This is a genomic window from Microbacterium sp. NPDC087591 (assembly GCF_044743625.1).
GTDB lineage: Bacteria > Actinomycetota > Actinomycetes > Actinomycetales > Microbacteriaceae > Microbacterium.
The window spans coordinates 92200-105863 of record NZ_JBIUWU010000001.1 but is presented as its reverse complement, the minus strand read 5'-3'; the positions used below and the strand labels follow the sequence as shown (position 1 = coordinate 105863).

The window sequence follows — 13664 nt, the reverse complement described above, 5'->3', positions numbered from 1 at the left end:
CGGGGCGAGCGGGCGCGGTACGGCAGGATGTCATCATGAGCGACGACAACCAGACCCTGCCGTACCCGGACGCCGCCGCCGAGCACGAGACCCTCGTCATCCCCGGGCAGGACGCCTCGGAGCCGGTAGAGGTCGCCGCGCGGCCGAAGCGGCGCCGGTGGCCCTGGGTGCTGCTGATCGTGGTCGTGGTGCTGGGACTGCTGGTCGTCGCCGCGGAGTTCATCGCCCGCGCGGTGCTTCCCGGAGTCGTGCGCTCGCTCGTGGTCGACGAGCTGGACCTGCCGGCCGATCAGCAGCTCGACGTCGAGGCCGACGGCCTCCTGCTGCCGCAGCTGATCGGCGGCACGCTGGACAGCCTGCACCTGTCGACCGATTCGGTCACGTTGGAGGGGATCACCGGAGCCGCGGATATCACCGCGACCGGCGTCCCGCTGCGCGGCGGCGACCTCGGTGGGGCCTCCGGAACGATCCGCATCGATCAGACCCAGTTCACCGCGCTCCTCGCCGACACGGATCTGCCCGTCGACGCCGTCGCCTTCGACGCGCCGAACGCCACGGTCTCCGGCACGATCCCGGTGCTCGGCATCGACATCCCGGTGTCGCTCACCGTCACCCCCGGTGCGGTGGAGGGTGACCTCGAACTCACCCCGGTCGAGCTGAGCGTGGGCGGTCTCGTGATCGATGCCGGCCAGGTCGGGTCGACGCTGGGCTCATTGGGCGAGACCCTCACCCGGACGCAGCAGATCTGCATCGCCGACCAGCTCCCCGCCGGCCTCACGCTCACGGGGCTCGAGATCGTCGGCAGCGAGGCGGTCATCGACATCGACGTGAACGGTGCGATCGTCACGGACGAGGCTCTGCTGGAGAAGGGCGTCTGCCCGACCTCCTGAGCGCCGGCGCGCCCCGGTCAGCCGAGCCAGGCCTCGATCCGTCGGGCGAACCACGCGGGCTGCTGCAGAGGGATGCCATGACCGCATCCCTCGACGATCTCCAGGATGCTCTGCGGGAGCGCTTCGTGCAGGAGCGCGGCCGAGGTCTTCATGAGCGGCTTCTCCTGCGCGCCGGCGAGGATCAGCGCGGGGCCGGGGAACCCGCTCCAGCCGTCGGGCACACCGAAGGCGATGTTGTCGCCCACGGCGTGCAGCAGGGTGTCACGGGAGATGCCGGCTGACGTCTGCACATATCGGGGCAGCAGGTCCTCGGGGACGAACAGCGCGGAGGCCTGCAGCCGTGCGAACCACTCTCTTCGAGCGAGGCCGGCGGTGACGCGCAGGAGGGTGAGCATCGGACCGGCCGCACGGAGCGGGACCGTCTGGGCGCTGACGACGGCCACGCGGTCCACGAGGTCGGGGCGTCGCGCCGCCAACAGCACGGCGAGCTGCGCGCCGAGCGAGAATCCCGCCACCGCGACCGGACGCTCCTCTCGCTCGAGGACGGCCGCCAGCTGGTGCACCGTGTCGTCATGAGAGACGTAGTCCTGGTCGGCGCTGCGCCCATGACCGGGCAGATCGGGGATCAGGAGACGGCGGTCGTCGGTGAGGTGTCGACGCGTCGGCTCCCACATCCAACCAGCGACCCCGCCTCCGTGCAGGAGCAGCAGGGGAGTGCTCTGCGCATCACCGGATGTCGATATGTGCATGGTCAGCCTCTCTCGAAGGTGGCGGCCATCGCGCCCAGCGCGTCGATCGCGCCTTCCAGGTCGTGCGGTCCGATCGGGCCGATGAGACGAGCCGCGGAGAGCAGCCCGATCGTGGCGCTCGACAGAGCCAGGGCCAGGTGCTCGGGCACGACATCCGCTGAGATCTGCCCCTGTCGTTTCAGCATTCGCACCCACTCGACCACGGCGCGATGCCGCACGCGGTAGCGGGCATCCGACACGGTCTCCGCATGCCGCCCGAGCACGCCCTGGTCATCGAGGAATGCGGCGGTCACGAGACGATCCGAGAGCACTGCACGGGCGGCAGCCCGATACGCCGTGCTCAGACGGGGATCGTCGCCGACGCTCTCCTGCACGCGCGCTCGGACTCGGCCCATCGCGCGGCGCAGCAGCTCGTCGAGGATCGCATGCTTGCCGGCGAACTCCAGATACACGGCGCCCTTTCCGATGCCGCCGTGCGCGGCGATCGCGGCAATGCTCACCCCGTCGAAGCCGTGGATAAGGATCAGGCTCTCCGCGGCGTCGAGGATGCGTTCACGTCTATGCGGAACCCGCGGGCGTGGCACGGTCGATCCTCCTCAGATGCGCGACGACGGCGGAGGCGACGAGGTCGGGTCGATCACGCTGAACCCAGTGTCCTGCACCGGGCACCAGCACGAACTCGGAATGCGGGATGGCCGCAGCAGCCTCCTCGGCGCGTGCCGGAGGAACACCGCGGTCCTGCCCGCCGTGGACGAGCAGCACGGGGACGGTGATGGCCGGAAGGCGGTCGGAGTAGACCGTGCGCAGGCGGTTCCAGAGCACCTGGTCGCGTTGCCACTCGCCGAAGACGGCGAGCCCGGTTCCCGTCTGAGCCTCGTCGATCACCGCGGCGAGAAGCGCAGGAGTACGTGCCGTCTCGTTGCGCACGATGTCCTTCAGTCCCCGTGCCATTGCGGTGGGGCTGCGCGAGTACACCGTCGTCAGGGCGTTCAGCAGACCGGTGCGCAGCAGGACGAACGTCAGGAAGTGCGTGAGTGCACTGAGGGGTCCGTCCGTCAGGCGGGGCATCACTGCGTAGGTGCCGAGAAGGATCGCGCCGCGGGCCCGTCCGGGGTGGGTGAGCAGGTGGCCGAGGGTGAGGCCGCCTCCCAGCGACAGCCCGCCGACCACGTATTCGTCGAGACCGAGTGCATCCACGAACTCGGCGACGTAGCCGACGAGCCTTTCCTGGGTGAGCGGTTCGTCTACGCGAGGACTGCGTCCGAAACCCGGATGATCGGGCGCGATCACCCGGTGCCCTGCGGCCGCCAGCGTCGGCGCGAGCTCGCCCCACGAGAGCGTCGCACTGTCGGCTCCGCCCCCATGCAGGAGGAGCACGGGGGATCCGGACTCGGCGGAGGGGACCCACTCCAGGTACGAGATCATGCCGATCGAGAGCGTGATCTCCCGGCGCCGTCGCTCCATGTACGCCCCTTCGTTGTGACCACGATATCTGAAGCGGTCACAACGGGTCGACGGCTGCGGCGAGTCAGCTCTTGGGGTTCTCCCCGGCCAGCGCTTCCTGGGCCGCACGCAACTCGGCGGTCGCGACGCGCACATCGACCTCCGCCCGCTGCACGCGACGTTGCGGGAACGTCGTGGCGCCGAAACGGGCGTGCACGCGATCCTTCGCCTCCTCGTGGGCGGTCACGATGTAGGCGCACGCGATCAGGATCACCTGCGCCGAGAAGTTCAGCCAGATCAGCAGGGCGAGCAGCGAGGCGAACGACGCCAAGAGCGGATTGCTCGTCGCGCCTCCGATGAAGAGCCCGGAGAGCTCCTGCAGCACGAGGAGCCCGACGGCGCCGAGGAGCGCGCCGACCCAGAGCGACCGTGCTGACGCCCGCACGCCGGACAGGACGCGGAAGATGCCGGCGATGAGCGCCGCGTCGAGCGCGAAGACCACCAGGAGCGACAGCGCGCGTACGCCCCAGAGCACGAGCGGGGAATCCTCGGGCAGTCCGAGCAGACCGCTGAACCAGGTGACTCCGAGCTGCCCGGCGAAGGTGAGCAAGGCCGCGGCGATGAACAAGAGACCGATCGCGAGCGCTAGGCCGAGGTTGCGCAGCAGTACCCAGATCCAGAGGATGTCGTCGTGCGCGGTGCCGGCGAGGACGCGGACCGCCGTGCGCAGCGATCCGATCGCCCCGAGCGCCGAACCCAGGAGGGCGACGAGCGAGATCACTCCGGCGATCGACAGGGTCGCCGGTGCTTTCAGCGCGTCGGTGTCGATCACCCCTCCTTCGCCGATCAGCCCGGGCACGACGGACTGCACCGCGTCGATGATCGCCTGCCATGCCACGGGGTTGCCCGCCAGCCAGAGCGCGGCGATGGAGAACCCCAGGAGCACGCCGGCGAAGACGCTGAACAGCGCGCGATAGGTGACGCTGTCTGCGAGCATCGGGCCGCGGCGCTCCGAGTAGAGCAGGGCGGCACGCACCAGGCGGCGCCCGAGGGCCCAGGCGATGATCGGGCCGGTCACACGCTCGACGATGCCGGGACGGGCAGGGGATTCGGATCGCGATTCGGTGTTCACCACGCTCCCACCCTATGAGGCCGATGGGGACAGTCCCAGGGGCTTGACGCCGCACGACACCATGACGGAAGGGCAGGTGCAGGTGCCCTAGAATCGGGGTCAACCTCGATGTGCGCGTTCAGCCCGAGATCCATCCCACGATTGGTGCTCATTGCTTTCCCCTGCCGACTCGCTCGCCCCGGAGTGGCTCGTCGAGCCCGACGACGCGAATGACCTCGCCGACGGCGTCTGGCCGGCATCCGCAGGCCGCGATGCCGACGGCGCGCTGCTGCTCGCGGGCCTCAGCGCGACCGCTCTGGCCCAGACCTATGGCACGCCCCTCCTCGTGATCGACGAGGACGAGGTGCGCACGCGCGCGCGAGCCTTCCGCAGCGCCTTCGACCAGGCCGCCGCCGACCACGGGACCACCGCGCAGGTGTACTACGCCGGAAAGGCGTTCCTGTGCACCACGGTCGCCCGCTGGGTCGTCGACGAAGGCCTCCGCGTGGACGTGTGCACCGGAGGGGAGCTCGAGGTCGCGCTCGCCGCGGGCGTCGCCCCCGCCGCGATCGGGTTCCATGGCAACAACAAGTCGACGGCGGAGCTGCAACGCGCCGTCGACGTCGGCGTGGGGTCGATCATCGTCGACAGCGATATCGAGATCGAGCGGCTGTCGGCCATCACCGCGCGTACCGGGGCCGTGCAGCGGGTCTTCGTGCGCGTCATCAGCGGTGTGCATGCCGAGACGCACGACTTCCTCGCCACCGCGCACGAGGACCAGAAGTTCGGCTTCCCGCTGCCGGAGGCCGAGAAGGCCGTCGCGCGGATCCGCGAGATCCCCGGTCTCGAGTTCGCAGGATTGCACTGTCACATCGGCTCGCAGATCTTCGGGGTCGCCGGGTTCCGCGAATCGGCGTCCCGCGTGCTCGAACTGCACGCGACCCTGCTCGAGAGCGGCCCCGTCCCTCAGCTGAACCTCGGGGGCGGCTTCGGAATCGCCTACACCCGCGTCGACGACCCGACTCCGATCCACGAGCTCGCGGCCGAGATCGTCGCCGCCGTCGCCCAGGGATGCGATGCCCGCGGTATCGCGGTACCCGCACTGTCGTTCGAACCGGGCAGAGCCATCGTCGGCACCGCCGGTGTGACGCTGTACGAGGTCGGCACCACTAAGGACGTCACGGTCGAGTCCGGGGCGGTCCGCCGCTACATCAGCGTCGACGGCGGCATGAGCGACAACGCGCGTCCTGCCCTGTACGGCGCGCAGTTCTCCGCCCGACTGGCCTCGCGCGTCGGCGACGGCGCTGCACAGCTCAGCCGCGTCGTGGGCAAACACTGCGAGTCCGGCGACATCGTCGTCGACCACGAATACCTCCCGGCCGATCTCGTCCCGGGCGACCTGCTCGCCGTACCGGCCACCGGCGCCTACTGCGTCTCGCTGGCGAGCAACTACAACCATGTTCCGCGTCCTCCCGTGATCGCCGTGCGCGACGGGGAGTCCCGAGTGATCGTTCGAGGCGAGACCATCGACGATCTGCTCGCGCGGGACGCGGGCATCGACGGCGGACACGTGTCCGGCCGATCGCGTCCGTCCACCTCAGAAGGAGCAAGATGACAGAGTACCGACGACTTCGTGTGGCGCTTCTCGGCGCCGGGGCTGTCGGCTCCCAGGTCGCAGCACTCCTGCTGCGCCACGGAGACGAGCTCGCCGATCGCGCCGGAGCATCCCTGGAGCTGGCCGGCATCGCCGTGCGCAACCTCGACGCGCCGCGCGACGTCGACCTGCCGCGCGAGCTGTTCACGACCGATGCGGAATCCCTGATCCTCGGGGCCGACATCGTGATCGAGCTGATCGGCGGCATCGAACCCGCCCGCACCAACATCCTGCAGGCGATCGGATCCGGCGCCGACGTGGTGACCGCCAACAAGGCCCTTCTCGCCACTCACGGCCCTGAGCTCTTCGAGGCCGCCGATCGCGTCGGCGCCTCCGTGTACTACGAGGCCGCAGCCGCCGGAGCGATCCCGATCATCCGTCCGCTGCGCGACTCGCTCGCGGGTGACCGCGTGGTGCGGATCATGGGCATCGTCAACGGCACCACGAACTACATCCTCGACCGGATGGACACGGAGGGCGCGGACTTCGCCGACGTGCTCGCCGACGCACAGCGCCTGGGCTACGCCGAGGCGGACCCGACCGCCGACGTCGAGGGATACGACGCTGCGCAGAAGGCCGCGATCCTGGCGAGCCTGGCCTTCCACACCGCGGTTCCCCTCGAGGCCGTACACCGCGAGGGCATCTCCTCCATCACGGCGTCGATGATCGAGGAGGCGCGTTCCGCGGGCTTCGTCATCAAGCTGCTCGCGGTGTGCGAGCGCATCGAGGCCAATGGCGACGAGTCCATCTCGGTGCGCGTGTACCCGGCTCTCGTGCCGCAGTCGCACCCGCTCGCCTCCGTGCACGGCGCCAACAACGCCGTCTTCGTCGAGGCGGAGGCCGCCGGGTCGCTGATGTTCTACGGCGCGGGCGCCGGGGGAGTTCAGACCGCCTCCGCCGTGCTCGGCGACGTCGTGTCGGCCGCGCGCCGCCACATCGCCGGCGGTGTCGGAGTGGGCGAGTCGACCAGGGCCAACATGCCCATCGTTCCGATCGGGCACGTCACCACTCGCTACCAGATCACCCTGGAGGTGGCGGATGCGCCCGGCGTGCTCGCGACCGTGGCCGGCATCCTCAGCGATGGGGGAGTCTCCGTGGCGACGGTCGTGCAGACCGTCGAAGGCGAGGCGGAGCCGACGGCGCGCCTGATCATCGGCACGCACCGCGCCGCCGAGAGCGCGCTCAGCGCGACCGTCGACGCCCTGGCGGACAGCTCCGTGGTCGAGCGCGTGGTCTCCGTGCTGCGCGTGGAAGGCGAGTGACGATGGCGCAGGGCCGCTCCGTCGAGGTGCGCGTCCCCGCCACCAGTGCGAACCTCGGACCCGGGTTCGACACCCTCGGCCTGGCGCTCAGCATCTACGACACGCTGCACATCACCGAGTTGCCGGCCGGCACGCTCGAGATCGAGGTCACGGGGTCGGGTGCCGCCGAGATCCCGCGCGATGAGACCAACCTGATCGTGCGCACGATCGCGCACGTCTACGCTGACGCCGGTCGTCCCCTGCCAGGGCTGCGCATCATCGCCGAGAACGGCGTCCCGCACGGACGTGGTCTCGGGTCCTCCGGTGCCGCGGTGGCCGCAGGAGTGCTGGCGGCCAAGGGACTGCTGGAGGGCGACGTCGAGATCGGTGACGGCGACCTGCTGCGTCTCGCGACCGAGATCGAGGGGCACCCCGACAACGTGGCGCCCGCGCTGTTCGGCGGCCTGACGATCGCCTGGATGGGCGAGCGCGGTCCGCAGCACAAGAAGCTCCTGGTTCACCGCGGGGTGTCGCCGCTCGTGCTCGTGCCGGCATACACGATGTCGACCTCGCAGGCCCGTTCTCTGCAGCCGCCCCAGGTGTCGACGGCGGATGCCGTGTTCAACGTCTCGCGCTCGGCGCTGCTCATCGCGGCACTGATGCAGAGCCCTGAGCTGCTGCTGGATGCGACGGCCGACCGCCTGCACCAGGACTACCGCGCCGAGGCGATGCCCGAGACGCAGCGACTGGTGCAGGCGCTGCGGGCGGCGGGATTCGCCGCCGTCGTGTCGGGCGCAGGGCCGAGTGTCCTGGTGCTCGCAGACGGCCCCGGCAGCCGTCAGGACGCGGTGGAAGTGGCCAACGCCGTCACCGACACCCCGTGGGAGGCGCTCCTGCTGGCGGTCGACGTTCGTGGTGGTACAGTGGGGGATCGAGCGGAGGGCTTCCACGAAGCTTCGTGAATCTGGCCCCATTGCAATCTGCAAGACCCGCACGCGAATCCCTTGGCACACGTGCCCAGGCCGGCTGGCGCCGAGCGTCAGCCCGTGCGATCGCGCGCAGCACCCGTTGTGCGCGTACAACGCTCTTTTCCCATGACACATGAGGGAGTACTCGTGGAGAATTTCTCCGAGACCCAGAACGACCAGTCCGCTCCGGTCGCTGAAGCGCCGGCTGCTGCCGTGAACGCGGATGCGGCGACGGAGGCCGCCCCCGCGCGCAAGCGTGCACCCCGCCGCGCCACCAGCGCGACGGCGGCTGCGAAGGCCGAGAAGGCCGCCGCAGCGCAGGCGGATGCCGCCCCTGCGGCAGACGCACCCGCCGCCGCTCCCGCGGCCGATGGCGACGCTGCCGAGTCGGCTCCGAAGGCGAAGGCACCGCGCCGCAGTCGCGCCAAGAAGGCTGATGCCGAGGCACCGGCCGCCTCGGCCGAAGCGCCCGCCGAGACGCCCGCTGCTGCGGCCGAGGCACCTGCCGCTGAGAAGCCGGCTGAGAGCGCCCAGACCGAGGCTCCGGCCGAAGCGGCCCCCAAGACCAGCGGTCGCGGCCGTCGCGGCGCGCAGAAGCCCGCAGCCGAGGCCCCCGCGGCCGAGCAGCCCGCCGAGTCGGCTCCCGCCGACGCGCAGCCGGCCTCGGACGGATCGTCCGACTCCGCCGATGGCGAGGAGCAGGGCGGCCGCAGCCGTAACCGCAACCGCAGCCGCAACCGCGGGCGCGGCCAGGGCGGTGCCGCCCAGGATCAGCAGCAGGCTCAGCCGGTCGCCGATGACGACCAGTCCGGGAACGGCCGCAACCGTCAGCGCAACAAGCGCCGCAGCGGTGCGCCGACCGACGAGTTCGACACCGAGATCGGCGAGGACGACGTCCTGATCCCGATCGCCGGCATCCTCGACGTGCTCGACAACTACGCCTTCGTCCGTACCACCGGCTACCTCGCCGGCCCCAGCGACGTCTACGTCTCGCTCGGCCAGGTCAAGAAGTACAACCTGCGCAAGGGCGACGCGATCGTCGGCGCGATCAAGCAGCCGCGCGAGGGCGAGCAGCCCGGCCGCCAGAAGTACAACGCGCTGGTCAAGGTCGACTCGATCAACGGCCTGTCGATCGACGACGCCGCCACTCGCGTCGAGTTCGGCAAGCTCACCCCGCTCTACCCGCAGGAGCGCCTGCGCCTGGAGACGGCTCCCGAGAAGCTCACGCAGCGCATCATCGATCTGGTCGCCCCGATCGGCAAGGGTCAGCGCGGTCTCATCGTCGCGCCGCCCAAGGCAGGCAAGACGATCGTGCTGCAGCAGATCGCGAATGCGATCGCGCAGAACAACCCCGAGGTCCACCTCATGGTCGTGCTCGTCGACGAGCGCCCCGAAGAGGTCACCGACATGGAGCGCACGGTGAAGGGTGAGGTCATCGCCTCGACCTTCGACCGTCCGGCCGAGGATCACACCACGGTCGCCGAGCTCGCGATCGAGCGCGCCAAGCGCCTGGTGGAGCTGGGCCGCGACGTCGTCGTGCTGCTCGACTCGATCACGCGCCTCGGACGTGCCTACAACCTCGCCGCGCCGGCGTCCGGTCGTGTGCTGACCGGTGGTGTCGATGCATCGGCGCTGTACCCGCCCAAGCGCTTCTTCGGCGCCGCGCGCAACATCGAGAACGGTGGATCGCTCACCATCCTCGCGACGGCGCTCGTGGAGACCGGGTCCAAGATGGACGAGGTCATCTTCGAGGAGTTCAAGGGCACCGGCAACAGCGAACTGCGCCTGTCGCGTTCGCTCGCCGACAAGCGCATCTTCCCCGCGGTCGACGTCAACGCGTCGAGCACCCGCCGTGAAGAGATGCTGCTCTCGGCCGATGAGGTCAAGATCACGTGGAAGCTGCGTCGCGCCCTCGCCGGCCTCGACCAGCAGCAAGCCCTCGAGGTCGTGCTCGGCAAGCTCAAGGAGACCAACTCCAACGTCGAGTTCCTGGTGCAGATGCAGAAGTCGATCCCCACGCTGCCCTCCGGCGGTCACGGGCACGACAACAACATCCGCTGAGCGGAGCGACCGTGTTCGAGTCCGTTCAGGCGTTGATCGACGAGCATCGCCGGGTGCAGGAGGAACTCTCCGACCCGGCGGTGCACGCCGACGCCGCGCGGGCGAAGCGCGTCAACCGCCGGTACGCGGAGCTGTCTCGGATCGTCGCGGCGCACGAGGCCTGGGTCGCCGCATCCGACGACCTCGACGCCGCCCGCGAGTTCGCCCGTGAGGACGAGACCTTCGCGGCCGAGGTCCCGGTGCTCGAAGAGGGGCTGCAGGCGGCTCAGGAGAAGCTCCGGCGACTGCTGATCCCGCGCGACCCCGACGACGCGCGCGACGTGATCATGGAGATCAAGGCGGGGGAGGGTGGCGCCGAATCGGCGCTGTTCGCCGCCGATCTGCTGCGCATGTACATCCAGTACGCCGCCTCGAAGGGCTGGAAGACAGAGCTCCTCGAGCGCAACGAGTCCGATCTGGGCGGCTATAAGGACGTGCAGGTCGCGATCAAGGGATCGTCGTCGGACCCGGCGCAGGGCGTCTGGGCGCATCTGAAGTACGAAGGTGGCGTGCATCGCGTGCAGCGTGTGCCCGCGACCGAGTCGCAGGGGCGCATCCACACGTCGACCACCGGCGTCCTGGTGTTCCCCGAAGTCGACGAGCCCGACGAGATCGCGATCAACCAGAACGACCTCAAGATCGATGTGTTCCGCTCGTCCGGCCCGGGCGGGCAGTCGGTCAACACGACGGACTCCGCCGTGCGCATCACGCACCTGCCCAGCGGGATCGTGGTGTCGATGCAGAACGAGAAGTCGCAGCTGCAGAACCGCGAGGCCGGAATGCGCGTGTTGCGTGCGCGGCTCCTCGCCAAGCAGCAGGAAGAGCTCGACGCCGCGGCATCCGATGCCCGCAAGTCGCAGATCCGCGGGATGGACCGCTCAGAGCGGATCCGCACCTACAACTTCCCGGAGAACCGCATCGCGGATCACCGCACCGGGTTCAAGGCCTACAACCTCGACCAGGTCATGGACGGCGCTCTCGAACCGCTGATCGCGTCAGCGATCTCCGCCGACGAGGAAGCACGACTGGCCGCTGTCGGCTCCGAGTCCTGACCCGGCGCGCGCGGTCGGTGCGTCAGGTGCGCGCCGCGTACCGATGCTCAGGACGCCCCGTGGCTCCGTAGCGGAGTCGCACCTCCACGATCGTCCGCGCAGCGAGGGCGGCGAGGTGTCGCTGGGCGGTCGCCCGCGAGATGCCGACGCGTTCGCCGACCTCCGCTGCCGAGGCCTCGCCGTCGCCGAGCGCCGCGAGCACGAGCTGCTCCGTCGCCGACCGCGACAGCGACACCGGCTCACCGGCGCCGTGCAGGATCGCGAGCGCCCTGTCGACGTCCTCCTGCCGTACGGCACGGTCACCCGCGAGCAGATTGCGGTAGCGGGAGTACCGATCCAGCAGTCCGGTCAGGGCGCGCCGCTCGAACGGCTTCACGAGGTAGCCGACCGCTCCTGACCTGAGCGCGCGGCGCACCGTCGGCGCGTCATCGGCTGCGGAGATCAGAATGGCGTCGATGCCCGAGTCCCGTACGAACGCGATGCCGTCGCCGTCGGGGAGGAAGACGTCGGCCAGCAGCAGGTCGGGGCGGGAGGAGCGCACGCCGTCACGCGCCTCGGCGAGAGAGCGCACGGTCTGCGACACCGTGAACCCGGGGTGCTCGTCCACGATGCCCTGGTGCAGCTGACCGACCCGGAAGTCGTCGTCGAGGATGAGGACCCGGAGGGGCTCGGTCATGGCTTCTCCTTGTTATCGGGGTGAGTGCGGTGATCGGTCGCCGAGTCGTCCGGGAGCGGGGCGTGGCCCACGGCGCCGCCGATGCGGGCGGCGAACACGGCCCCGTGGCCGTCGTCTCCGGGATCGATGACCCAGAGGTCGCCGCCGCTGCGGCGGGCGATCTCCGTCGAGAGGGGGATGCCGATCCCGTGACCGTGCACGCTGTCGGCGCCGCCATCGTCGGTCCGCCGAGGCGACATCGGGTCGACGCCGCGCAGACCGCCACCGGAATCGGCCACGGTGCACACGAGCGCGTCGCCGTCGTCGAGCACGGCGACCTCCACCCAGCGCGGCGTCCGCTCACCGGACACGGCCGCGGTGACGGCGTTGTCGATGAGGTTGCCGAGCACCGCCGCCACGTCTTCTGCCGCGATCACGCTGCCGATCAGCTGGGTGTCGTCGGCGATGCGCAGGGCGACACCGCGTTCACCGGCCTCCACCCCTTTGGCGCCGAGGAAGGAATGCAGGAACGGATCGCCGAGGAGGTCGAGCCCCGCAACCGGGAAGGCGACAGGACCGCGCTCGACGAGTTCGCCGAGGAAGGCCCGCGCGTCCGCGACCCGGTCTGCGTCGATCAGCCCCGCGGCGACATGCATCCGGTTGGCGAACTCGTGCCGCTGCACGCGCAGCGCCGCTGTCATCGTGCTGACGGTCTCGAGCCGCTCCGTCAGCGCGATGAGGTCGGTGCGGTCGCGCACGATCAGCACGTCGCCGAGTGCGCGTCCGTCACGCACGACGGGGCGCGAGTCGAGATACAGCATCCGGTTCCCGACCACGGCGCTCGATCGGGCGATCACGCCGCGCGCCGTGTCGATCACGGGGGAGGGCAGACCCAGCGTCTCGAGCGAGCGTCCGATGGGGGAGTCGAGGCCGAGCAGACGATCCGCCGCGGCATTGCTCACCCGCACGATCCCCTGCGGGTCGACGGCCAGCACGCCGTCCGCGACGCCGTTCAGCACGGCGGTCTGGTTCTGCACGAGGGCGACGAGCTCCTCGGGCTGTACGCCGAGGGTCAGGCGCTCCCACCGCCGGCGGAGCAGGAGGAACGCGAGCATCGCGAGCCCCAGGGCGCCTGCTGCCGTGAGGGCGATCACCGCCAGCAGGGGCGGCAGGTCGTCGAAGACGCCGGCGCGTTCGAAACCGACGCTGATCTCGCCGACCGGTGTGCCGTCGGCGTCGCGCACAGGGACCTTGGCACGCGCCGATTCACCCAGCGTGCCGGTCTGCCAGTCGACGATCTCCCTGCCCTGCAGCACCTCTTCGTAGGGCGTGCTGACCTCCTCGCCGATCCGCGAGGGCGTCGGGTGCGCCAATCGGATGCCGTTGTCGTCCGTGATCACGACGAACAGCGCTCCCGTGCGGGCGGCGACGTCCGAGGCCAGTCGCTGCAGATCGCCCCGGCGGAGTTCCTCGGCGTCCGGTTCGTGCTCGGACGCCGAGATCCGCGTGACTTCGGCACGCACCTGCGGGTCCTCTGCCAGGGTTCTCGCGATGCCGAGCGCGGTCGACTCCGCTTCAGTCCGCAGCTGCTGGACCGCGAGCAGAAGGTACACGCCGGTGCACAGCACCACCACGAGCGCGACGGTGGCGAGGTGCAGCAGCAGCGCGCGCGTGGCGAACCGCGGTCTGGTCGACGTCGTCCTGGGCATCGCTGCTCCTCCCGCGCAATATGCGCAGAACTCACGCTACGCGCACAACCGGCGGGAATGCGGGATACCGCACCCTGTGCGCGCGGTTTCCC

At 70.2% G+C, this 13664-nt stretch carries 12 protein-coding genes; 6 read left to right on the top strand and 6 right to left on the bottom strand.

The annotated features are described in order from the left end of the window. Nucleotides 1–35: 35 nt before the first annotated feature. Nucleotides 36–890 carry a DUF2993 domain-containing protein gene (locus ACIOVG_RS00490; RefSeq protein ID WP_400867997.1) on the top strand — a complete coding sequence of 285 codons (855 nt, stop codon included), beginning with the start codon at nt 36–38 and terminating at the stop codon, nt 888–890. Between the two features lie 17 nt (nt 891–907). Here the strand turns inward: ACIOVG_RS00490 and ACIOVG_RS00485 are convergent, their stop codons facing one another. The 4 genes from ACIOVG_RS00485 to ACIOVG_RS00470 all read right to left on the bottom strand — a co-directional run bounded on the left by ACIOVG_RS00485 (nt 908) and on the right by ACIOVG_RS00470 (nt 4217). Further along, on the bottom strand, nt 908–1639 hold the full coding sequence (locus ACIOVG_RS00485) for an alpha/beta fold hydrolase (RefSeq protein ID WP_400867995.1): 732 nt from the start codon (nt 1637–1639) through the stop codon (nt 908–910). Between the two features lie 2 nt (nt 1640–1641). Continuing rightward, on the bottom strand, nt 1642–2223 hold the full coding sequence (locus tag ACIOVG_RS00480; RefSeq protein WP_400867993.1) for a TetR/AcrR family transcriptional regulator: 582 nt from the start codon (nt 2221–2223) through the stop codon (nt 1642–1644). Next, nucleotides 2198–3103, bottom strand: a complete 906-nt coding sequence (locus ACIOVG_RS00475; RefSeq protein ID WP_400867991.1) for an alpha/beta fold hydrolase — start codon at nt 3101–3103, stop codon at nt 2198–2200. The genes ACIOVG_RS00480 and ACIOVG_RS00475 overlap by 26 nt, the downstream gene beginning before the upstream one ends. 64 nt (nt 3104–3167) lie before the next feature. After that, nucleotides 3168–4217, bottom strand: coding sequence for a YihY/virulence factor BrkB family protein (locus ACIOVG_RS00470; RefSeq protein WP_400867989.1), 1050 nt, complete (start codon nt 4215–4217; stop codon nt 3168–3170). Nucleotides 4218–4365: 148 nt separating this feature from the next. On the opposite strand from ACIOVG_RS00470, the gene lysA reads away from it, so the two are divergent. From lysA to prfA, 5 genes are all read left to right on the top strand, one after another. Beyond that, entirely contained in the window at nt 4366–5808 is a 1443-nt protein-coding gene (gene lysA, locus ACIOVG_RS00465; protein ID WP_400867987.1) for a diaminopimelate decarboxylase, read from the top strand. Further along, entirely contained in the window at nt 5805–7109 is a 1305-nt protein-coding gene (locus ACIOVG_RS00460) for a homoserine dehydrogenase (protein WP_400867985.1), read from the top strand. Before lysA ends, ACIOVG_RS00460 begins: the two co-directional genes overlap by 4 nt. A gap of 2 nt (nt 7110–7111) precedes the next feature. Further along, on the top strand, nt 7112–8050 hold the full coding sequence (gene thrB, locus ACIOVG_RS00455; protein ID WP_400867983.1) for a homoserine kinase: 939 nt from the start codon (nt 7112–7114) through the stop codon (nt 8048–8050). A gap of 153 nt (nt 8051–8203) precedes the next feature. Beyond that, complete coding sequence (rho, locus tag ACIOVG_RS00450) at nt 8204–10117, top strand: transcription termination factor Rho (RefSeq protein ID WP_400867981.1); 1914 nt, start codon at nt 8204–8206, stop codon at nt 10115–10117. A gap of 11 nt (nt 10118–10128) precedes the next feature. Then, nucleotides 10129–11208 carry a peptide chain release factor 1 gene (gene prfA, locus ACIOVG_RS00445; RefSeq protein ID WP_400867979.1) on the top strand — a complete coding sequence of 360 codons (1080 nt, stop codon included), beginning with the start codon at nt 10129–10131 and terminating at the stop codon, nt 11206–11208. A 22-nt stretch (nt 11209–11230) separates the two neighbouring features. Here prfA and ACIOVG_RS00440 read toward each other — a convergent pair whose 3' ends face one another. Both ACIOVG_RS00440 and ACIOVG_RS00435 read right to left on the bottom strand, forming a co-directional pair. Continuing rightward, the gene (locus ACIOVG_RS00440) at nt 11231–11884 is read right to left on the bottom strand and encodes a response regulator (RefSeq protein ID WP_400867977.1); all 654 of its coding nucleotides are present in this window, start codon (nt 11882–11884) and stop codon (nt 11231–11233) included. Continuing rightward, nucleotides 11881–13572 (bottom strand): ATP-binding protein, encoded by a 1692-nt coding sequence (locus ACIOVG_RS00435; RefSeq protein ID WP_400867975.1) that lies wholly within the window; start codon nt 13570–13572, stop codon nt 11881–11883. The genes ACIOVG_RS00440 and ACIOVG_RS00435 overlap by 4 nt, the downstream gene beginning before the upstream one ends. Nucleotides 13573–13664: the final 92 nt, after the last annotated feature.